Source organism: Pseudomonas sp. FG29, from assembly GCF_057809355.1.
On record NZ_JBMDJU010000003.1, the window covers coordinates 129,127 to 150,316 of the forward strand.

Here is a 21,190-nt window from a genome sequence, read left to right on the forward strand (position 1 = left end):
CCGCCCCAGATTAGATCGCCGCGAGCCCCTTCGACAGATCATGCCCGCCGAACCCACCCTTAGTTTGCCCTGGCCCGGCGCACGCCCGCTGGCCGACGCCTTCTTCGACCGCGACGCACAGCAAGTGGCGCAGGAGCTGCTCGGCAAGGTGATCCGCCACCGCGCCGGCGACCTCTGGCTCAGCGCGCGGATCATCGAGACCGAAGCCTACTACCTGGTCGACAAAGGCAGCCACGCCTCGCTCGGCTACACGGAAAAACGCAAGGCACTGTTCGCAGATGGCGGGCATATCTACATGTATTACGCACGCGGCGGCGACTCGCTGAACTTCAGCGCGCACGGCCCGGGCAATGCGGTGCTGATAAAGACGCTGATGCCCATTATGGTTTTGTCTTAACTAATTTCTTGGAGTTGTTATGGCCATCGAAGCAGCTTGTGACTATCTCGAAGTCACTGTAAAACCGACTATTCAAGAGTTCTTAAGTGATACTTCCGACGTACGTAAAGGAAGGCTTGCTGCCATTGTCCTGTATCACGTTCGGGACTATCTAGAATTGAGCGGCGATAAAACACCGGAGAAAACATTAACGGCAAAAAATGAAAAACTGATGGCGGAAACCATCAGGGCCGCCGCTAATGCAAGCAAACACTTTCAGTTAACAAAATTCAATCCGATTGCCAGCAGTGCAGCCCAAGTGATGGCCGAGAGAAATGAGGGGTTGTTCTGTGCACCTTTCAGTGAGGCTGTTTTTGCGGAGTCAAATGACGTTCATTTAATCCTAGATGAAGATAAAAAGACCGAGTATGGATGTGTAGCCGTTAGATTAGCTACCGCAGTGAAGTTCATGCAAGACTACTGGGAGCGACGTCTAGAAGACCCATCCTAATCACCATCTTCATAAATACGTGCAGTCACTACCTTTCGATTTTCTGGTATGTGGACGGGCGATGAAAAATTACAGGTTAAATCTACCCGTCTTGATCAAGTCCGCACACCCGTGGATCGACGCGGTCAGCGGCGCCGATTCCCTGGCCGCCATGCAGCGCAACAATCCCGACAGCCAGGGCCGAGCGCGCCCGCCCGAACGCCTGTGCGCCGGGCAGACGCTGCTGTGCAAGGCGCTCGGTCTGAAGGTGCCGGACTGGGATGCACAGCGTTTCGACCTGACCCGCCTGTTCGTCGAGGATGTCGGCGAGCGCCCACAGCAGATCATCCAGTGCGCGCGCCTGGGCATCCCCCACGGGCGCGACGAACACCTGCCCTACCGTTTCGTCGATGCGGCCTACGCCCGCCATTGCACGCGCAACCCGCTGCGTCGTGGCCAGGTCGAAGGTCGCGACTATCAGTTGATCACTTCTTGTGGAGGTGCCGCATGAGCGCCTGGCTCGACACACTGACCAGTTGGCTGGGCAGCAACCCCGAGTGGCTGGGCCTGGCGATCTTTCTCATCGCCCTGCTCGAATGCCTGGCATTGGTCGGCATCGTCCTGCCGGGCGTGCTGTTGCTGTTCAGCGTTGCCCTGCTCGCCGGCAGCGGCGTGCTCAGTCTGTGGCAGACGCTGCTGCTGGCCTATGCCGGCGGCTTGTGTGGCGATGCGCTGTCCTACGCCCTGGGCCGGCGCTTCCAGAACAGCATCACGCGCCTGCCGATCCTGCGCAGCCATCCGCAGTGGCTGGTGCATGCCGAGACGTACTTCCGCCGCTACGGCGTGGCCAGCCTGCTGGTCGGACGCTTCATCGGCCCACTGCGCCCGATGCTGCCGCTGGTCGCCGGCATGCTGAACATGCCGCTGGTTCGCTTCATCGCCGTCACCCTGGTGGCGGCGGCTGGTTGGGCCGTGGCCTATATACTGCCGGGCTGGGCCACCGGTGCGGCGCTGCGCCTGCCGATGGCGCAAGGTTTCTGGACGGAAGCGGCGGTGCTGCTGGTGGCCCTGGCCGTGATCCTGCTGCTGACCATCCAGGCCAGCCTCACGGAAAAACGCCGCGCCAGCCTGATCGCTGGCGGGCTCAGCCTGCTTCTGCTGTTGGGGATGATGCTCGGCTGGCCGCACCTGGAGGCGCTCGACCAGGGCCTGCTGACCCTGGTGCAGGAGCAACGCCACCCCGAGCTGGACAAGTGGATCGTCGCATTGACACGCCTGGGCGACTTCCGCACGCAACTGATCGCCGCCGTGGTGCTGGGCATCCTGCTGCTGGCAGCCCGGCAATGGCGCCACCTGCTGTTCGCCGGCTCGACCCTGCTGCTCACGGCCCTGGCCAATGCCACCTTGAAGAACAGCTTTGCCCGCGCCCGCCCGGACATTCTCAGCGATCCGCTGACCAGCTTCAGCTTTCCCAGCGGCCACAGTTCGGCGTCGTTCGCCTTCTTCCTGGTGCTGGGCGTGCTGGCCGGGCGTGGCCAGTCCGCGCGCCTGCGCCTGGCCTGGCTGGTGGTGGCGAGCCTGCCGGCGCTGGCCATCGCCCTGTCGCGGGTCTACCTCGGCGTGCATTGGCCCAGCGACATCATCGCCGGCGCCCTGCTGGCCTCGGCGGTGTGCGGCCTGAGCCTGGCCTTCTGGCAACATCAGAGCACATTGCCGCCGCTGCCGGCGCGCCTGTGGTGGCTGGTACTGCCGGCCTGCCTGGCGGTACTCGGCGGCATGGCCACCTGGCAGTTGTCGGCGGCTTTGCTGCGCTACAGCTATTGAAGTCAGGCGTCGCCCTGCAGCTGTTCGAGCAACACCTGCAGGCGCTCCAGACGCAGGGTCGGATCGTCCTGCTGCAGCAGTTCGAGTTTCTGCGCCGGCTCCAGCGGCAACAGGTAAGCCAGTTGGTTGGCCAGTTGCTGCTGACCGTCGACCAGGCTGGCCATGCCCAAACCGGCCACCAGCGGGTGCTCGGCCAATGCCGTGAGCAGCGCGGCCAGGTCGGCGTGCTCGGGCAGCAGCGGGCAATCGGCCTGCTCGTCCAGCCAGTGCACCTCGGCCAGGGTCAACTGATCGGGCAACACCTGGGCACGCTCCACACGAAAACGGCGGCCGCCTTCGACACGAATGCCCAGCAGACCATTGGGCCGCTGCTGAAAATCACGCACCAGCGCTTCGCAACCGACGGCAGCGAACTCACTGGCGGCCTCGCCCACTTCCCGCCCCTCGACGATGCACACCACGCCGAAGCCGCTGCCCTGCTTCATGCAGCGGCTGATCATGTCCAGATAGCGCGCCTCGAATATCTGCAAGTCGAGCATGCAGCCGGGAAACAGCACGGTATTGAGCGGAAACAGAGGCAGGTTCATCGGCAGGCGGCCTTGCGCAGCTTATCGGTGCTGCGCAGTGTGCCAGAGAGCAGCGGCTGACTCACACCAGCAGGGCGATGGCCAGCGGCAGCAGCACAGCGGTGATCACCCCCATCAGGCTCATCGCCAGGGCGGCGAAGGCGCCGCACTCGTCGCTCTCCTGCAGCGCGCGTGCCGTGCCCACGGCATGGGCGGTGATGCCGAGTGCCATGCCCTGCGCGGCCGGGTGATGCACACGGCACAGGCGCAGGACGGACGGCCCGACGATGGCGCCGATGACCCCGGTGATCATCACGAACACCGCAGCCAACGCGGCAATGCCACCGATCTGATCGGCCACCAGCATGGCAATCGGCGAGGTCACCGACTTCGGCGCCATGCTCATCAGCATGATGTGCTCGGCGCCGAACACCCAGGCCAGGCCGACACCCATTACGGTGGCGAAGGTGCCAGCCAGCGCCAGGGTGATGATGATTGGCCAGAACAGCTGGCGAATGCGCCGCAGGTTCAGGTACAGCGGCACGGCCAGGGCCACGGTGGCCGGGCCGAGCAACAGGGTCAGTGCGGCCACGCTGTTCTTGTATTCGGCGAAGCTCAGGCCGCTGAGCAGAAGGATGCCGATCACCGTCAGCATGGACACCAGCACCGGCTGCAGGAACACCCAGCGCGTGCGTTCGTAGGCGGCCATGGCCACCTGGTACGCGCCGAGGGTGATGCCGATGCCGAACAGCGGGTGATGAGTCAGCGCCTGCCAGGCGCCCAGCCAATCCGCAGTCATGCGTCCTCCCGACGTTGCTGGCGTTCGATCAGTTTCTGCATCAGCCAGCCGGCGAAGGCCACCGAGACCAGCAGCGACAGCAGCAAGGCACCGGCCACCGACCAGAAGTCAGCGGCGATATCGCTGGCGTAGGCCATCACGCCCACCGCCGGCGGCACCAGGATCAACGGCAGGTATTTGAGCAGGCTGCTGGAGGCGACACTGAGCGACTCGCCCACCTCGCCGCGCAGCATGAGAAAGACGAACAGCAGCAGCATGCCGATGATCGGCCCCGGCAGCATGGGCAGTAACAATACGTTGAGGACGGTGCCGAGCAATTGGCACAACACCAGCCAGGACAGGCCGCGCAGCAGCATGGTTGAGGTCTCCAGAAAACGAGCGATGGCCGCAGAGGGGGATCCGGGCATCCTTGAGGGCATGTCGGCCATTATAGGGCACCTCTAAAAACGTAGGCGAGGCAGCCAGCGCAAGGCAAAAACAGGCGAAAAAGCGCAGTTTACGAATGCTAAATGAGCATTTTGAGCCTGTTTTTAACGCCGCGATGGCAACGCAGGTAGTTTTTAGAGGTGCCCTGTAAGCGCGATGCCTCGCTCTGGCCTTCCTCTTGCTTCTTCAGCCTGGCCTATGCCGCGTCATTCAGTACGCCTAGGCAGGCTTGACCAGCTGCCGCCCCCATGCTGATCTAGCTCGCAGCGGTTCCACGTAGACAAGAAAAAAACCTGCGTCCTCAAGGAGGAAACATGCCGTTAGTACCCGTAGCAGAACTGAAGGATCACGTCGGCAAGGAGCTCGGCAAGTCCGACTGGCTGACCATCGACCAGCAACGCATCAACCAGTTCGCCGAATGCACCGGCGACCACCAGTTCATCCACGTCGATCCGGAAAAGGCCAAGCACACCCCGTTCGGCAGCACCATCGCCCACGGATTCCTCTCGCTGTCGCTGATTCCCATGCTGATGGAAAACATCATGGTGCTGCCGCAGGGCCTGAAGATGGCGGTCAACTACGGCATGGACAGCGTGCGTTTCATCCAGCCGGTGAAGGTGGATTCGCGCGTGCGCCTGGTGGTCACCCTGACCGACGCCAACGAGAAGAACCCCGGACAATGGCTGCTCAAGGCACGTGCCGTGCTGGAGATCGAAGGCCAGGAAAAACCGGCCTATATCGCCGAACCGCTGACCCTCTGTTTCGTCTGACCCCTCCGGCGGGCCTGCATGGCCCGCCTCGCCTCGCACGCCGATCACCGCCCCTGGATTGTCTACTGCAGCAGCACGCGCCCGCATGCATGGGGCATACTGCGTGCCGTTGTTCTCGACCAGGATGTCCGTCATGACCTCGATGCCCCTGCGCCTCGCGCCCTTTTGCCTGAGCCTGCTGCTCGTCGCCTGCGATGACGTGCGCCAGGTACTGCCGCCCAATGCCGTGCTGCCAGATGGCGGGCAATACCGCGGCGAACTGGTGAATGGTCTGCTGCAAGGCGCCGGCAGGCTCGATTACCGCAATGGCAGCTGGTTCATCGGCCAGTTCAAGGACGGCTTGCTGGAAGGCCCGGGCGAATGGCAGGGGCCAGGCGGCGAGCACTACCAGGGCGAGTTTCATGAGGGCATGTTCCATGGCCAGGGCGTGCTCACCTACAGCGACGGCAGCCGCTACGAAGGCGGTTTCGCGCGCAACCGATTCAACGGCGAAGGCGTGCTGGAACAACCCGGGCAACGTTATCAGGGCGAGTTTCGCGATGATCACTTCAACGGCCTGGGCACGCTGACGCTCACTGACGGCAGCAACTTCCAGGGCCAGTTCGTCAACGGCCAGCCCGACGGCCAGGGCGTGCGCAAGGATGGCTACGGCAACCAGTACAGCGGCCAGTTCAGCCAGGGCCTGCTCAATGGCCAGGGCAGCTATACCGGCAGCGATGGCGATGCCTACAGCGGCGGTTTCCAGAACGGCGAATTCAACGGCAAGGGCCGCTACCAGAGTGCGGGTGGCGACGTCTGGGCCGGGGAGTTCGTCGACGGCGTGATGCAGGGGGCCGGCGAATACATCGGCGCCGATGGCAGCCGCTATCTGGGCCAGTTCGAAGACTGGCAGTACGAAGGCGAAGGCCTGCTGACGCTGGCCGATGGCAGCGTCTACCAGGGCCATTTCTCCGCTGGCGAATACAGCGGCGAAGGCCGCCTGGATCAGGCCGATGGCACGCGCCAGGCCGGTACCTGGCAACGCGGCCGGCTGATTCGCGACGCCGAAGGTCGCCTGCTGCCGGACAGCCTCGAACAAGGCCTACTCAACCAGGGGCGCCTGCTCGAAGAGGCCATTGCCGCCACCCCCGCCTCGACCCCGACGCGCGAACTCTATGCCCTGACCCTGGCCGGCGATGGCAAGCAGAGCGTGTTCATGCGCGAGGCCGACTACGTTGCCCGCCTGCTGCGCGAACGCTTTGGCGCCTATGGCAGCATCACCCTGGTCAACCACCGCGACCACCTCGCCGACCGCCCGCTGGCCACGCGCGAGAACCTGGCGCGCGCGGTCCAGGCCATCGCCGAACGCAGCGGTGCGGAAGATCTGGTGTTCATCTACCTGACCAGCCACGGCTCGCGCCATCACGAACTGAACCTCGACCAGCCACGCCTGCAACTCGACGATCTGCCGGCCAGCGAACTGGCCGCCGTGCTTGCCCCGCTGAAGGAGCGCAACAAGGTGGTGGTCATCTCCGCCTGCTACTCCGGCGGTTTCATCCCGCCGCTGAAGGATGACAAGACCCTGGTCATGACCGCTGCCCGCGCCGACCGGGTGTCCTTCGGCTGCAGCGAGGAGAACGACTTCACCTACTTCGGCCGCGCCCTGTTCGCCGAGGCACTGGGCGAAACCGACAACCTCGAACGCGCATTCGAACTGGCCAAGGAACGCGTTGCCGAACGTGAACAGAGCGACGGCTTCGAACCCTCCGAACCACAGATCTGGGCACCCCGCGAGGTGCTCCAGCAATGGCGCAACCTGCGCCAGAGCCAGGCCGAGCGCGCCTTGAGCGCCGTGGCCAGCAAGCCTGCAACCGACTAAGCTCAGCTGTAACGGACAAGAGACACGCGCATGCACCTGACCCCGCAGCACATCGTTATCGCAGGGGCCACCGGCCTCACTGGCGAGCACCTGCTCGACCGCCTCCTCAGCGAACCCACGGTGGCCCGCGTTCTCGCGCCCAGCCGCCGTCCGCTGGCCAGCCATCCGCACCTGGAAAACCCGGTCGGTGAACTCGACCAGCTCCTGCCCACGCTCAACGGGCCGGTGGACACCGCCTTCTGCTGCCTCGGCAGCACCATCAAGCAGGCCGGCTCGCAGGAGGCCTTCCGCGCGGTCGATCACGACCTGGTGCTGGCCTTCGCCCGCCGCGCCCGTGAACTCGGCGCCCGCCACCTGGTGGTGATCAGTGCCCTGGGCGCCAACCCGCAATCCTCGGTGTTCTACAACCGCGTCAAGGGTGAAACCGAAGAAGCGCTGAAAGCCATGGGCTGGCCGCAACTGACCATCGCCCGCCCTTCGCTGCTGCTCGGCGCGCGCCGCGAGTTTCGTCTGGGTGAACGCCTGGCCGCGCCGCTGCTGCGCTGGCTGCCGGGCAAGTACCGTGGCATCGACGCCTGCGCCCTGGCCCGTGCACTCTGGCGCCTGGCGCTGGAAGAACAGGACGGCGTGCGCGTGATCGAGTCGGCTGATCTGCGCCGTCTGGGGCGCTGACATGAGCACTCTGATCGATGCGCTGCAAGGCGCCGACATGCTGGAAATCGACGGCCTGCACGCCTGGCAGTTCGAACTGGATGACGCCCTGCTGCAACAGGCGGACGCCGACGCCACGCAGCCACTGCTGTGGATCGAATGCATGGACGGGCGCACCGCACGACGCTGGCAGTTCAGCCTGGCCGCGGTGCGTGCCGCCACGCACGATGCGCCCAGCGACAGCTGGGCACTCGCCGATGCCAACGGCCCGCATGTACTGAAATGCTTCGCCGCCTTCCGTGGCGACAACCTCGACGACGAGGACGACGACGAAGCGCCATGAACCTTTACGAGCGCCACGTGCTGCCGCATCTGATCGACTTCGCCTGTGGCATGGGCGAGGTGATGAAGGCACGTTCGCAGCTCGTGCCACAGGCCCAGGGCCGTGTGCTGGAGATCGGCATCGGCAGCGGCCTCAACCTGGGATTCTACGACCCGCAGCGGGTCGAGGTGGTGGTCGGGGTCGATCCGTCAGCCGCCATGCAGCGCCTGGCCCGTGAACGCGCTGCGCGCTGTCAGGTGCCGGTGGAGATGATCGCCCTGGAGCTGGGGCAGATTCAGGCGGCGGACGCCAGCTTCGATGACATCGTCTGCACCTTTACCCTGTGCACCATCCCCGATGCGGTATCAGCCCTGCGTGAAATGCGCCGCGTGCTCAAGCCCGGCGGGCGCCTGCTGTTCTGCGAACACGGCCTGGCACCGGATCTGCCGGTGGTGCGTTGGCAGAAGCGCCTGACACCTCTGTGGAAACCGCTGGCTGGCGGCTGCCATCTGGATCGTGACATCCCAGTACTGATCGGAGCCGGCGGCTTTCATATCCGCCAACTGGAAACCGGCTACCTCAAGGGGCCACGGCCGATGACCCACGTCTATCGCGGCTGGGCCGACTGAGCCACAGCGCTCAGGTGGCAACACGCAGCGCCAACGGGTCGACCAGCCCGGCGGCGATGGCCATGCCCACCAGCTCCGGCAGCGTCTCGGCCTGCATGCGCTTCATCACCCGCGAGCGATACAGGTCGACGGTCTTCACGCTGATATCGAGCTGCTCGGCCACTTCACGATTGGTGTAGCCGCGCACCAGCGGCAGCAACACATCACGCTCGCGCGGAGTGAGTTGCTCGAGCCGTGCCTGCACCTCGGCCAGCCGCGCATCGCGCCGTGGCCGGGCCGGACGGCGATCCAGCGCCTGCTGCACGCTATCGAGCAGCAACTGCTCGTTGTAGGGTTTCTCGATGAAATCCACCGCGCCAGCCTTGAACGCGCGCACGACGATGGGCACGTCGGCATGACCGCTGACGAAGATCACCGGCAGGTCGATGCCACGCGCGCGCATCTCCTCCTGCACGTTCAGCCCGCCCATGCCGGGCATGCGCACATCGAGCAGCACGCAGGCATTGGCGGTCGGGTCGCAAGCTTCGAGAAAGGCCCGGCCGCTGGTGAAGGGCACGCCTGTCAGCCCCACCGACTCCAGCAGCCAGAGCGTCGAGTCGAGCATGCCCTGGTCGTCATCGACCACATAAACCCGTTGTTGCATCTGTGTGCAGCTCCTCTTGTTGTTATCAGATCGTAGGGCGGACCGGAACGCCGGCCGCTCGTAGCGAAGCGAACAGTCCGCCAATTCGCGCCACGCCACCGTTCAAACGGCGTACTGCTACGCGAGTACGCCCTACATCCAGTACGCCCTGCCTCGGATTACCTCTCGCTTTCCTCAACCTTGCCCAGTGGCAAACGACACTCCAGACACAGCCCGCCGCCCTCAGCCGGCAATGCCTCCAGCGCGCCGCCAAAACCCTCGATGATGCTGCGGCTCATGGACAGCCCAAGCCCCAGGCCATCGGCCTTGCTGGTGTAGAACGGCGTGAACAGCTTGCCCATCTGCTCGTCGTTGACACCCGGCCCCTGATCGATCACCCGGATCGCCAGGCTGCCGTCCACTTCAACGGCCTCCAGACGCACCTGCGAGGGTGCGCCGGGGTGGCGTTCGCGGTTGGCATCGATGGCATTGCGCAGCAGGTTGAGCAGTACCTGTTCGAGCAACACACGGTCGGCGAATACCGGCGGCAGATTGTCCGGCAAGGCGTCGCTCACCGCCACCTGCGCCGTACCGGCCTCCCAGTTGCACAGGCGCACAGCCTCGCGTGCCACCTCGGCCAGATCCAGTGCCTGCATGCGCCGCTGGCCCTTGCGCAGGAAGGCGCGCAGGCGCTTGATCACGGCCGAGGCGTGGTTGGCGTGCTCGGTGATGCGCGCCAGGCCCTGGCCCACCTTGTCTACCCCGGCCGGATCGCCCCCGACACCCTGCAAATAGCGCTGGCTGGCACTGGCATAGTTGACCACCGCCGCCAGTGGCTGGTTGATCTCATGGGCGATGCCCGAGGCCAGTTCGCCCAGGGTGATCAGCCGCGTGGTGTGCGCCAGCTCGTCCTCCAGGCGGCGCTTGTTCTCCTCGGCCTGGATGCGCGCAGTGATGTCGCGCGACACACTGACCACCTCCACCACCGCACCGGTGTAGGTCTCGCGAATCGCGCGACTGGCAGTCTCGAACCACAGGTAATGGCCATCGCGATGACGAATGCGATAGGTCATGGTGTGGTAACCATCCTGCTCCAGCGCCTCGCGCGCCTGCTTGGCTTGCTGAGCCTGATCCTGCGGATGCAGCAGGCTGTCGACCGCCATGCCGCGCAGCTCTTCCGGCCAGTAGCCGAGCAACGTCCAACTGGCGGGCGTGGCGTCGAGAAACACACCGTCCGGGGTGTGCCGGGAAATCAGGTCGGTGGTGTTCTCGGTGATCAGCCGATACAAACGTCGCGCACGAGCGGCCTCACGCTGCTCGCGAATCTCCTGGGTCGCTTCGCGGCAGCGCGCCAGCACACGGCGCTCGGCAACATCGGGGATAAAGCTCCAGATCAGGATGCGCTCGCCGTCCTGTGCCTCCACTGCCTCGATCGCGCGCCCCTGCTCCAGGCAAGCACGCACCAACGGCGCATGGTTGACTGGCAGCAGCGCGCCCGCCTGTGCCAGCGCACGGTCGCCGAGCAAGTTCTGCAGGGCCTGATTGAATTCCAACGCCCGTGCCTGCTCGTCGAGCAGCAGCGCCGGCTGCGGATCGGCCGACAGCAGCGGCGCGCTGCGCGCCATGCCACCGGCCAGCGCGATCAGTTGCGCCAGCAGCTCGCGCAGCCAGGGCAACCACTCCAGGCCGGCATCTTCGTCCACCTGCAGCAACAACAGGCCGGCACCACCCTCCTCCAGGCTCAGCGCCAGGGCCTGACCGTGATGAATAGCAGCGCGGCGCAGTCGACCCGCCAGCCAGCAGGGCAACTGACGCACTGCTTCCAGGCTCAGGCAGGGCTGCGTCGTCAGCGCCTCGAACAAGGCCTGATCGCTGGCGGCCAGCGGATCACCCTGGCCCGGCGGCAAACGTGGCCCGCCATCTTCCTGGGCATAGGTGCGGCTGGCCGGCTGCCAGGTCAGGTACCAGGCCTGGCGTACCTGGGGGCAGCCCAGCACGGCGCGACGCAAAGCTGCCGCCCGCTCGTTGAGGGATGGCGCTTCGCGCTGGATACGCAGCCAGGCCTGCAGCGGCACGGCCGCCTGATCACTCGAAAGATTCATATAGTAATTATTCTATAAAACCTTGGTACAACTTCCATATAAATTTGAAATAACCTATAAATCATCACCAGCAAGCTTCGGTAATGCCTGCATCATTACCGGAATAATCAGAGCTAACAATCAGCCAAAGGTGTATCCGCCATGTCGATCTACGAGCAGGGCCTCGGCCGCGCCGCCGTCAACCATGTCGCTCTCAGCCCCCTGAGCTTCATCGAGCGTACGGCGGCGGTCTACCCGCACTACCCGGCGGTGGTGCATGGCTCGATTCGCCGCAACTGGGCCGAGACCTACGCGCGCTGCCGGCGCCTGGCCTCGGCCCTGGCCGGCCGTGGCATCGGCAAGGGCGACACGGTGGCAGTGATGCTGCCGAACATTCCGGCGATGCTCGAAGCGCACTTCGGCGTACCGATGATCGGCGCAGTGCTCAACACCCTCAACGTGCGCCTGGATGCCGAAGCCATCGCCTTCATGCTGCAGCATGGCGAAGCCAAGGTGGTGATCGCCGACCGCGAGTTCTTCGACGTGATTCACGCCGCCATCGGCATGCTCGATCATCCGCCGCTGGTGATCGACGTCGACGACCCCGAGTACGGCGAGGGCCAGGCGGTCAGCGACCTGGACTACGAGGCCTTCCTCGCCGAGGGCGACCCCGACTTTGCCTGGCAGTGGCCGGAAGACGAGTGGCAAGCGATCAGCCTCAACTACACCTCCGGCACCACCGGCAACCCCAAGGGCGTGGTCTATCACCACCGTGGCGCCTTCCTCAACGCCATGGGCAACCAGATGACCTGGGCCATGGGCAACCACCCGGTCTACCTGTGGACGCTGCCGATGTTCCACTGCAACGGCTGGTGCTACCCCTGGACCATCACCGCCCTGGCGGGCGTGCATGTGTTCCTGCGCCGCGTCGACCCGGCGAAGATCCTCACCCTGATCCGCGACGAGCAGGTCACTCACCTGTGCGGCGCGCCCATCGTGCTCAATGCGCTGGTGAACATGCCGGCCGAGGCCAAGGCGGCCATCGATCACCCGGTCAAGGCCATGGTCGCCGGCGCCGCGCCACCGGCCAAGGTGATCGGCGCAGTGGAGGAAATGGGCATCGCCGTGACCCACGTCTACGGCCTGACCGAGGTCTACGGCCCGGTGACGCTGTGTGCCTGGCACGCCGAATGGGACGAACTGCCGCTGGAAGAACGCGCCACCATCAAGGCGCGCCAGGGCGTGCGCTACCCGACCCTGGAAGGGGTGATGGTCGCCGACCCGAAAACCCTGGAGCCGGTGCCGCGTGACGGCCAGACCATCGGCGAGATCTTCATGCGCGGCAACACCGTGATGAAGGGCTACCTGAAGAACCCAAGCGCCACCGCCGAAGCCTTCGAGGGTGGCTGGTTCCACACCGGTGATCTGGGTGTGTGCCACGCCGACGGCTATGTGGAGATCCGCGACCGGCTCAAGGACATCATCATCTCCGGCGGCGAGAACATCTCCACCATCGAGGTCGAGGGCGTGCTCTATCGCCACCCGGCCGTGCTGGAGGCAGCCGTGGTTGCCCGCCCGGACGAGAAATGGGGCGAGACGCCCTGCGCCTTCATCACCCTGAAGACCGGCCAGCAGGCCAGTGAAACCGAGATCATGACCTTCTGCCGCGAGCACCTGGCCGGCTTCAAGGTGCCCAAGACCGTGGTCTTCACCCAGTTGCCCAAGACCAGCACCGGCAAGATCCAGAAGTTCGTCCTGCGCGATATGGCCAAGGCCCTCTGACCACGTAGCCCGGATGCAATCCGGGGACAGCGATTCGGATTCCCCGGATTGCATCCGGGCTACGGCAAAACCGCACCGTTTTCACAACAACAAGAACCGGCCCAGGCGGCCGACGGAGAACCCTCATGCAAATTTTCAAGCGCCGTGACGGCGGCGAACAACCGCACTGGCCCCTCGGCCCGTTCAAGGTGCGCCTGCCCTTCGTGCATTACCGTTGGGAAACCGCCGAGATGCTGCAGGCACTGATCATGTTCGTGGTCAGCCTGGCGATGATCCCGCTGCTGGAGAAATACCTCGGCCTGCCCTACGACGTGGCCCTGGCCTATGTGGTGGTATGCGGCATCGGCTTCATGCTGCCGGCGCTGCTCGGCGTGCCGCTGGTGCCGGGCTGGATCACTCCTGGCATTCCCGTGGTGCTGTTGTTTCTCGGCAACTACGAGCCGGGCCCAGCGGCCATTCAGGCGCTGTTCGCCCTGCAGTTTCTGGTGTTCGTGATCTTCCTCTTCCTCGGCGTCACCCGCCTGGGCAGCGCCCTGGTACGACTGATCCCCAACTCGATGAAGGGCGGCATCATCATCGGCGCCGGTATCGCCGCACTGATGGGCGAGATCAGCGCTGGCGGCCGCCTGGCCAACACGCCGATTTCCCTGGTGCTGGGCAGCCTGATCTGCCTGTACCTGATGTTTTCGGTGTCGTTCAAGGGCCTGACCGAGCGCGTGCCCTTCGCCCGCAAGATCGTCAACTACGGCATGGTGCCGGGCATGCTGATCGCCATTTTCATCGGTATCGGCGTGGGCGAGTACAAGATGCCGGACGTGAAATGGGGCATCACCGCGCCGGCCTTCGGCGAGATGTGGAACTACCTGCCGTTCAACGCCGGCTTCCCCGGCCTGGACGTGTTCATGCTGGCCGTGCCCACGGCGGTGATCGCCTACGTGATCGCCTTCGGCGACATCATCGTCGGCCAGTCGCTGATGCAGCGCGCCGATGAACTGCGCACCGACGAGGTGATCGAAAACAACGTCGACCGCATCCACCTGGTCACCGCCATCCGCAACGCCCTGCACGCCTTCTTCGCGCCCTACCCGGGCCTGGCCGGCCCGCTGTGGACGGCCGTGGCGGCGACCATGGCCGAACGCTACAAGTACGGGCGCAAGGCGATGGACTCGATCTACAGCGGCGCCGGCACCTTCTGGATCACTGGCTTCGCCGCGCTGTTCATGCTGCCGCTGGTCAGTTTCTTCCAGCCGGTGCTGCCGATTGCCCTGTCGCTGACGCTGATCCTCACCGGCTACATCTGCCTGATGGTCGGCTTCGAACAACTGAACAACAACACCGAACGCGGCATCGCCGGCACCATGGGTGTGGTGCTCGCCGTCTACGGCGCAGGCTGGGGCCTGGCCGCAGGCGCGGCGCTGTACATCCTGGTCGAGCGTACCCACCTGCTTAAATTCACCAGCATCAAGGATAAGTCGCGTAGTCCGGCGGAAGCCGACTGACGCATTTCGTTCCACGCGCCGCGCTCGTCGCGGCGCCACTGCTTGCGAGGTTGCACCATGCCCGAGTTCAACGCCCCGCTGCGCGATATGCGCTTCGTTCTACATGACGTGTTCCAGGCGCCCAGCCTGTGGGCGCGCCTGCCGGCTCTGGCGGAAACCGTCGATGCCGACACCGCCGACGCCATCCTCGAAGAAGCGGCCAAGGTCACCGGCAGCCTGATCGCTCCGCTCAATCGCAGCGGCGACGAAGAAGGCGCGCAGTGGGTCAACGGCGACGTGCACACCCCGACCGGTTTCCGCGAGGCCTACGCCACCTACACCGAGGGCGGCTGGGTGGGCCTTTCCGGCAACCCGAATTACGGCGGCATGGGCATGCCCAAGATGCTCGCTGTGGCCTTTGAGGAGATGCTCTACGCCGCTGGTTCCAGTTTCGCGCTGTATTCCGCGCTGAGTTCCGGCGCTTGCCTGGCCATCGACGCCCACGCCAGCGAAGACCTGAAAACCACCTACCTGCCGCCGATGTACGAAGGCCGCTGGGCCGGCTCCATGTGCCTGACCGAGGCCCATGCCGGCACCGACCTGGGCATCATCCGCACCCGCGCCGAACCGCAGGCCGACGGCAGCTACAGGATCACTGGCAGCAAGATCTTTATCACTGGTGGTGAGCAGGATCTGACCGAGAACATCATCCACCTGGTGCTGGCCAAGCTGCCGGACGCACCGGCCGGGCCGAAGGGCATCTCGCTGTTCCTGGTGCCCAAGGTGATGGTCAATGCCGACAGCAGCCTGGGTGCGCGCAACGCCGTGAGCTGCGGCTCCATCGAACACAAGATGGGCATCAAGGCCTCGGCCACCTGCGTGATGAACTTCGACGGCGCCACCGGCTACCTGATCGGCGAAGTCAACAAGGGCCTGGCGGCGATGTTCACCATGATGAACTACGAGCGCCTGTCCATCGGCATCCAGGGTATCGGCTGCGCCGAGGCCTCCTATCAATCGGCCGTCAGCTACGCCCGCGAACGTATCCAGAGCCGCGCCGCCACCGGCCCGGTGGCGAAGGACAAGATCGCTGACCCGATCATCGTCCACGCCGACGTACGCCGCATGCTGCTGACCATGAAGGCGCTGAACGAGGGTGGTCGTGCCTTTGCCTGCTACGTTGGCCAGCAGCTCGACCTGGCCAAGTACGCCGAGGACGCCGGCGAGCGGCAGAACGCCGAAGCGCTGGTCGCCCTGCTCACCCCGGTGGCCAAGGCCTTCTTCACCGATACCGGGCTGGAAAGCTGCGTACACGGCCAGCAGGTATTCGGCGGCCACGGCTATATCAGCGAATGGGGCCAGGAGCAACTGGTGCGCGACGTGCGCATCGCGCAGATCTACGAGGGCACCAACGGCATCCAGGCACTCGACCTGCTCGGGCGCAAGGTGGTTGCCAATGGCGGCGCCGCGCTGCGCCTGTTCGCCGGTGAAGTCCGCGACTTCGCCCATGCCCATGAATCGCCCTTCGGTGATCGCCTGGTGGAAGCGCTGGAACGCCTGGAAGCCGTCAGTGGCTGGCTGCTGGAGCAGGCCAAGAGCGAACCCAACGCCGTCGGTGCTGCCTCGGTGGAATACCTGCATTTGTTCGGCTACGTCGCCTACGCCTATATGTGGGCGCGCATGGCCGCGGTGGCGCAGAACAAGCTGGCAGAGGACGAAGCCTTCTACGGCGGCAAGCTGGCCACCGCCGAATTCTTCTTCACCCGCCTGCTGCCGCGCACCCTGAGTCTGGAAGCGAGCATCCGCGCCGGTAGCCAGCCGCTTTACGGTCTGGCCGCCGAGCAGTTCTAAACGTAGGGCGGGTGCAACCCGCCACCGCCGAGCCGGCGGCCCTGCAAGGTTGAGCGTGTTGCGCGGTCGCTTCGGCGCCGCGCCTTTTTATTCCTCGTAGCCGGATGCAATTCGGCAAGAGTCGGCGGGCCGTGCCCGGAATTGCTCTGGGCTACAATCCCCCTTCGCACCAAAACCAATAACAAGAGTCCCTCATGCGAACCCTGACCACCCTCACCGGTAACAGCCAGAAACTCGACGGCGGCGCCATGTTCGGCAATGCCCCCAAGGCCCTTTGGCAACGTTGGATGCCGGCCGACGAGCAGAACCGCATCGACCTCGGTTGCCGCGCCCTGCTGGTGCAGGAAGATGAGCGCAACATCCTGGTGGAAACCGGCATCGGCGCCTTTTTCAGCCCCGAGCTGAAAGAACGCTTCGGCGTACAGGAAGACCGCCACGTCCTGCTCGACGAACTGGCGAAGCTCGGCCTGAGCGACGCCGACATCGATATCGTGGTGCTCACCCACCTGCACTTCGACCACGCCGGAGGCCTGCTCGCCGCCTGGCAGGCGGACACGCCGGCGCACCTGCTGTTTCCCAATGCGCACTTCATCACCGGGCGCCGCCAGTGGCAGCGTGCGCGCCAGCCTCACGCCCGTGATCGCGCGTCCTATATCCCGGAGCTGCTGGATCTATTGGAAAACAGCGGCCGCCTGCACCTGATCGACGACCAACCGCATTGCGAGCTGCTCGGCCCGGACTGGCGCCTGCACTGGAGTGAAGGCCACACTCCCGGCCAGTTGCTCCCGGAAGTGGCGATGCCCGGCGGGCCGGTGGTATTTCCGGGCGACCTGATCCCTGGCGCGCCGTGGGTGCACCTGCCCATTACCATGGGCTACGACCGTTTCCCCGAAGGGCTGATCGAAGAGAAACAGGTACTGCTGGCCGACCTGCTCGCCCGTGGCGGGCGCCTGGTGTTCACCCATGACCCGCAGATCGCCATGGGCCGGGTGTCATGCGACGAAAAAGGCCGTTATGGTCTGGATGAAGCGGCAAAGCAGGCCCATCTGCTGGCAACGTGATAGCGCAAGGTATTGACGCAGAGTGCGCCGGACGCGCAGCATGGCCGCTTCATACAGCCGTGGTCGTGACCACAACGGCGCCCCAGGACGGGCCGCGCCAGGCCAGAGGGAGGCTGGCCGCGGCCACTCGACAGTAACTGGGGAACCGCTTCATGAGCCTGGCCTCCGTTCGCGCCTTCTTCGCCGCCAAGGCGCCCGATATCACCATCATCGAACTGCCGTCGAGCACTGCCACCGTGGCGCTGGCTGCCGAGGCCCATGGCGTAACGCCAGGGCAAATCGCCAAGACCCTGGCCTTTCGCATCGCCGAACGCGACGTGCTGATCGTCGCTCGCGGTGACGCGCGCATCGACAATCGCAAGATGAAGGAGTGCTTCGGTGCCAAGGCGCGCATGCTCGATGCGCAAACGGTGATCGAGCTGACCAGCCACCCGGTCGGCGGCGTCTGCCCGTTTGGCCTGGCCACACCACTGAGCGTTTACTGCGACCGCTCGCTACTGGCCTTCGACGAAGTGCTGCCAGCCGCCGGCGCCACGCATAGTGCCGTGCGCATCGCCCCGCAGCGCATGGCCGAGCTGGTGGAGGCCGAGTGGATCGACGTCTGTCAGGAAGTGGAAACCGAGGCCTGCTGACATGCGCCAGCCTTTCCGGGTTGCATGCGGGTTACAGCCCGCCACTGATCCCCAGATTCACACCCAGCGCGGTGGCCAGCGAGAGTGGCAACAACAGGGTATCGAGCAGCGCACTGGCCGGTAGATCGAGCCCGGCATAACGCGGCGCCTCGGCACCGAATCGATCCAGCGGGCAGCAGCCGCCATTGATCGTGTACCAGTCCAGCCGGGTGCCGGCGTACACCACCGGTGCATCGGGCTTGGCTGCATCCAGGGTGCGCACGGTGGCGCACCCCGTCAGGCTCAGCAGCACCAGGCCAGACAGTAACAAGGGCTTTTTCATCCGCGCGTCGTCCTGATTTCGACCAGCTTGCCGTCGAGAAAGCGCAGGTAGCGGTACACACCGTTACGCGGGCCATAGATCCATTGCTCGACCGTCACGCCACCGCCCTGCTGGGTGCTGGCCGGGATGACTTCGCGCTGATCCGGCTCACCACAGATGCGCAGCACATCGGTGGTGAGCTGGCCTTCATCGATCAATGCATTGCCGCAACGCATGGACGCCTGCGCCAAGGGCAGCAACCCAACCAGCAGTGTGGCGCCAAGTACGGTACGAACGGCAATGGACATGCAGGTGCTCCCTAGTCTTCCGATACCAGATGATGCTCGCCCCAACGCGGCAGCATGTCCTGGGGAATGCCCAGGCAGTTGAGGATGCGTGCAACGACGAAATCCACCAGATCATCCAGCGTCTGCGGCTGATGATAGAAACCGGGCGACGCCGGCAGGATGGTCACGCCCAGATTCGACAGCTTGAGCATGTTCTCCAGGTGGATACTCGAATACGGCGCCTCGCGCGGCACCAGGATCAACTGCCGCCGCTCCTTCAGCGCCACGTCGGCGGCGCGCTCGATCAGGTTGTTGCAGGCGCCCGTGGCAATAGCCGACAAGGTGCCGGTACTGCACGGCACCACCACCATGGCGGTCGGCGCACCGGAGCCGGAGGCCGCTGGTGCCATCCAGTCTTCCTTGCCATAGACGCGCACCTGTCCGGGCGCCGCGCCGGTGTACTCGGTGAGGAACTGCGCCATGGCCTGCGGCTTGGCCGGCAAGGCCACGTCGGTTTCGGTGGCCATGACCAGTTGCGCGGCCTTGGAAATCAGGAAGTGCACTTCGCGATCTTCCTGCACCAGGCAATCGAGCAGGCGCAGGCCATATTGCGCGCCAGAGGCGCCGGTCATGGCCAGGGTAATGCGTTCGGGGCCGCTCATGGATGCTCCGTAGGGCGGGTGCAACCCGCCGGTTCTTGATCTGTGGCGGGTTTCACCCGCCCTACTGCTGGGCTATGCGTTTCAAGCCAGAGCCTTGGCCAGCTTGCCATGCAAGCCGCCGAAGCCGCCGTTACTCATGATCACCACCTGGGTGCCAGGACGCGCCAACGCCTTGACCCCATCGATGATCGACTCCAGCGAATCGCACACCCGCGTCGGGTTGCTTGCCTGCGCCACGGTGGCGGCCAGATCCCAGCCCAAGTTCGGCGGCGCGTACCAGAACACCGCATCGGCCTGTTCGGCGGACTCGGCCAGGCCGTCACGGTGGGCGCCCAGCTTCATCGAATTGGAGCGCGGCTCGATCACCGCGATCACCTGGGTGTCATCACCGACGCGCTTGCGCAGGCCATCCAGGGTGGTGGCGATGGCCGTCGGGTGATGGGCGAAATCGTCGAAGACGGTCACGCCATTCACCTCGGCGACCTTTTCCATACGCCGCTTGGCGTTGATGAACAGGCCCAGCGCCTCGATGCCCAGCGCCGGCACCACGCCGACATGGCGCGCCGCAGCGAGCACAGCCAGGGCGTTGGCGACGTTGTGCTGGCCTGTCAGGTTCCACTCAACGGTGCCTTCGACCTTGCCATCGAAGCTCACCTCGAAGCGCGAGCCGTCGGCGCTGAGCAGGCGCGCCTGCCACTGACCGTCTGCACCGGTGGTCTGCACCGGCGTCCAGCAGCCCATCTCGATTACACGCGTCAGCGCGGTTTCGCTGGCCGGATGGATGACCAGGCCTTCGCTGGGGATGATCCGTACCAGATGGTGGAACTGCCGCTCGATGGCCGCCAGATCCGGGAAGATGTCTGCGTGGTCGAATTCCAGGTTGTTGAGGATCGCCGTGCGCGGGCGGTAGTGGACGAACTTGCTGCGCTTGTCGAAGAAGGCGCTGTCGTACTCGTCGGCCTCGACCACGAAGAACGGCGTATCGCCCAGCCGTGCGGAAATCCCGAAGTTCTGCGGCACACCGCCGATCAGAAAGCCCGGCGCCATGCCGGCGTGCTCCAGCACCCAGGCCAGCATGCTCGAACTGCTGGTCTTGCCGTGAGTGCCGGCCACCGCCATTACCCAGCGGCCCTGCAACACGTGGTCGGCCAGCCACTGCGGGCCGGACACATAGGGCAGGCCCTTGTTCAGCACGTACTCGACCGCAGGGTTGCCACGGCTCATGGCGTTGCCGACCACCACCAGATCGGGCGCCGGCTGCAGGTGCGCGGGGTCATAGCCCTGCATCAGCTCGATGCCCTGAGCCTCGAGCTGGGTACTCATGGGCGGGTAGACATTGGCATCGGAGCCGGTGACGCGGTGGCCAAGTTCCTTGGCCAGAACGGCCAGCGACCCCATGAAGGTGCCGCAGATGCCGAGAATGTGGATATGCATGGATGACCTCTGAAACGGGCCGTTTCAGCCCGGAAAGGGCGCCTCAAAAAACGTAAGCGAGGCAGTCAGCGCAAGACAAAAACAGGCGAAAAAGCGGAGTTTACTCCGCGTAAATGAGCATTTTGAGCCTGTTTTTAACGCCGCGATGACTACGCAGGTAGTTTTTAGAGGTGCCCGGAAGCTTGGCGCAGATTAGCACAGCGGCCCAACCGCCCCCATGCCCATCACTGCCGACTTTTGACCGGAGCCTGCGCAAAAGGTCGCACCCCGCCAACGATTTTCTCCGAA

The 21,190-nt window shown here is 64.9% G+C and carries 21 protein-coding genes and 2 pseudogenes; 14 read left to right on the forward strand and 9 right to left on the reverse strand.

Features of this window, described 5'->3' with window-relative positions:
* Positions 1 to 40: 40 nt before the first annotated feature.
* From ACODS1_RS05825 to ACODS1_RS05840, 4 genes and pseudogenes are all read left to right on the forward strand, one after another.
* Positions 41 to 379, forward strand: a pseudogene (locus ACODS1_RS05825) (DNA-3-methyladenine glycosylase); the annotation flags it as partial.
* Positions 380 to 416: 37 nt separating this feature from the next.
* Positions 417 to 887, forward strand: coding sequence for a hypothetical protein (locus tag ACODS1_RS05830; protein ID WP_489084905.1), 471 nt, complete (start codon positions 417 to 419; stop codon positions 885 to 887).
* Between the two features lie 88 nt (positions 888 to 975).
* Positions 976 to 1,377 (forward strand): annotated as a pseudogene (locus ACODS1_RS05835) (DNA-3-methyladenine glycosylase); the annotation flags it as partial.
* Positions 1,374 to 2,690, forward strand: coding sequence for a bifunctional DedA family/phosphatase PAP2 family protein (locus ACODS1_RS05840; protein ID WP_489084906.1), 1,317 nt, complete (start codon positions 1,374 to 1,376; stop codon positions 2,688 to 2,690). The pseudogene ACODS1_RS05835 and the gene ACODS1_RS05840, both read left to right, overlap by 4 nt.
* 2 nt (positions 2,691 to 2,692) lie before the next feature.
* On the opposite strand, the gene ACODS1_RS05845 is transcribed toward ACODS1_RS05840, so the two are convergent.
* The 3 genes from ACODS1_RS05845 to ACODS1_RS05855 all read right to left on the reverse strand — a co-directional run bounded on the left by ACODS1_RS05845 (position 2,693) and on the right by ACODS1_RS05855 (position 4,411).
* Entirely contained in the window at positions 2,693 to 3,277 is a 585-nt protein-coding gene (locus tag ACODS1_RS05845; RefSeq protein ID WP_489084907.1) for an LON peptidase substrate-binding domain-containing protein, read from the reverse strand.
* Between the two features lie 61 nt (positions 3,278 to 3,338).
* Entirely contained in the window at positions 3,339 to 4,055 is a 717-nt protein-coding gene (locus ACODS1_RS05850; RefSeq protein WP_489084908.1) for an LrgB family protein, read from the reverse strand.
* A complete protein-coding gene (locus ACODS1_RS05855; RefSeq protein WP_489084909.1) occupies positions 4,052 to 4,411 on the reverse strand; it encodes a CidA/LrgA family protein in 360 nt (119 codons plus the stop codon). The genes ACODS1_RS05850 and ACODS1_RS05855 overlap by 4 nt, the downstream gene beginning before the upstream one ends.
* A 384-nt stretch (positions 4,412 to 4,795) precedes the next feature.
* On the opposite strand from ACODS1_RS05855, the gene ACODS1_RS05860 reads away from it, so the two are divergent.
* The 5 genes from ACODS1_RS05860 to ACODS1_RS05880 all read left to right on the forward strand — a co-directional run bounded on the left by ACODS1_RS05860 (position 4,796) and on the right by ACODS1_RS05880 (position 8,711).
* Complete coding sequence (locus ACODS1_RS05860; protein ID WP_322980230.1) at positions 4,796 to 5,251, forward strand: MaoC family dehydratase; 456 nt, start codon at positions 4,796 to 4,798, stop codon at positions 5,249 to 5,251.
* 133 nt (positions 5,252 to 5,384) lie between these two features.
* On the forward strand, positions 5,385 to 7,109 hold the full coding sequence (locus ACODS1_RS05865) for a C13 family peptidase (RefSeq protein ID WP_489084910.1): 1,725 nt from the start codon (positions 5,385 to 5,387) through the stop codon (positions 7,107 to 7,109).
* 30 nt (positions 7,110 to 7,139) lie between these two features.
* The gene (locus tag ACODS1_RS05870; protein WP_489084911.1) at positions 7,140 to 7,781 is read left to right on the forward strand and encodes an oxidoreductase; all 642 of its coding nucleotides are present in this window, start codon (positions 7,140 to 7,142) and stop codon (positions 7,779 to 7,781) included.
* A 1-nt stretch (position 7,782) separates the two neighbouring features.
* Entirely contained in the window at positions 7,783 to 8,103 is a 321-nt protein-coding gene (locus ACODS1_RS05875) for a DUF5629 family protein (RefSeq protein WP_489084912.1), read from the forward strand.
* A complete protein-coding gene (locus ACODS1_RS05880) occupies positions 8,100 to 8,711 on the forward strand; it encodes a class I SAM-dependent methyltransferase (RefSeq protein WP_489084913.1) in 612 nt (203 codons plus the stop codon). The genes ACODS1_RS05875 and ACODS1_RS05880 overlap by 4 nt, the downstream gene beginning before the upstream one ends.
* A gap of 10 nt (positions 8,712 to 8,721) precedes the next feature.
* Here the strand turns inward: ACODS1_RS05880 and ACODS1_RS05885 are convergent, their stop codons facing one another.
* Positions 8,722 to 9,354: a response regulator transcription factor gene (locus ACODS1_RS05885; protein WP_489084914.1), complete on the reverse strand. Its 633-nt coding sequence runs from the start codon at positions 9,352 to 9,354 to the stop codon at positions 8,722 to 8,724.
* 158 nt (positions 9,355 to 9,512) lie between these two features.
* Positions 9,513 to 11,435, reverse strand: a complete 1,923-nt coding sequence (locus tag ACODS1_RS05890; RefSeq protein WP_489084915.1) for a sensor histidine kinase — start codon at positions 11,433 to 11,435, stop codon at positions 9,513 to 9,515.
* Between the two features lie 141 nt (positions 11,436 to 11,576).
* On the opposite strand from ACODS1_RS05890, the gene ACODS1_RS05895 reads away from it, so the two are divergent.
* The 5 genes from ACODS1_RS05895 to ACODS1_RS05915 all read left to right on the forward strand — a co-directional run bounded on the left by ACODS1_RS05895 (position 11,577) and on the right by ACODS1_RS05915 (position 18,218).
* Entirely contained in the window at positions 11,577 to 13,196 is a 1,620-nt protein-coding gene (locus tag ACODS1_RS05895; RefSeq protein ID WP_489084916.1) for an acyl-CoA synthetase, read from the forward strand.
* A 125-nt stretch (positions 13,197 to 13,321) separates the two neighbouring features.
* Positions 13,322 to 14,695 carry a solute carrier family 23 protein gene (locus ACODS1_RS05900; RefSeq protein WP_489084917.1) on the forward strand — a complete coding sequence of 458 codons (1,374 nt, stop codon included), beginning with the start codon at positions 13,322 to 13,324 and terminating at the stop codon, positions 14,693 to 14,695.
* A 57-nt stretch (positions 14,696 to 14,752) separates the two neighbouring features.
* Positions 14,753 to 16,525, forward strand: a complete 1,773-nt coding sequence (locus ACODS1_RS05905; RefSeq protein ID WP_489084918.1) for an acyl-CoA dehydrogenase C-terminal domain-containing protein — start codon at positions 14,753 to 14,755, stop codon at positions 16,523 to 16,525.
* A 194-nt stretch (positions 16,526 to 16,719) separates the two neighbouring features.
* Positions 16,720 to 17,586, forward strand: coding sequence for an MBL fold metallo-hydrolase (locus ACODS1_RS05910; RefSeq protein WP_489084919.1), 867 nt, complete (start codon positions 16,720 to 16,722; stop codon positions 17,584 to 17,586).
* Positions 17,587 to 17,738: 152 nt separating this feature from the next.
* Positions 17,739 to 18,218: a YbaK/EbsC family protein gene (locus ACODS1_RS05915; RefSeq protein ID WP_489084920.1), complete on the forward strand. Its 480-nt coding sequence runs from the start codon at positions 17,739 to 17,741 to the stop codon at positions 18,216 to 18,218.
* Positions 18,219 to 18,249: 31 nt separating this feature from the next.
* On the opposite strand, the gene ACODS1_RS05920 is transcribed toward ACODS1_RS05915, so the two are convergent.
* The 4 genes from ACODS1_RS05920 to mpl all read right to left on the reverse strand — a co-directional run bounded on the left by ACODS1_RS05920 (position 18,250) and on the right by mpl (position 20,902).
* Complete coding sequence (locus tag ACODS1_RS05920) at positions 18,250 to 18,540, reverse strand: YceK/YidQ family lipoprotein (RefSeq protein ID WP_489084921.1); 291 nt, start codon at positions 18,538 to 18,540, stop codon at positions 18,250 to 18,252.
* Entirely contained in the window at positions 18,537 to 18,827 is a 291-nt protein-coding gene (locus ACODS1_RS05925; RefSeq protein ID WP_489084922.1) for a DUF2845 domain-containing protein, read from the reverse strand. Before ACODS1_RS05925 ends, ACODS1_RS05920 begins: the two co-directional genes overlap by 4 nt.
* 11 nt (positions 18,828 to 18,838) lie before the next feature.
* Entirely contained in the window at positions 18,839 to 19,468 is a 630-nt protein-coding gene (ubiX, locus tag ACODS1_RS05930) for a flavin prenyltransferase UbiX (RefSeq protein ID WP_322980244.1), read from the reverse strand.
* 81 nt (positions 19,469 to 19,549) lie between these two features.
* Positions 19,550 to 20,902: a UDP-N-acetylmuramate:L-alanyl-gamma-D-glutamyl-meso-diaminopimelate ligase gene (gene mpl / locus ACODS1_RS05935; RefSeq protein WP_489084923.1), complete on the reverse strand. Its 1,353-nt coding sequence runs from the start codon at positions 20,900 to 20,902 to the stop codon at positions 19,550 to 19,552.
* Positions 20,903 to 21,190: the final 288 nt, after the last annotated feature.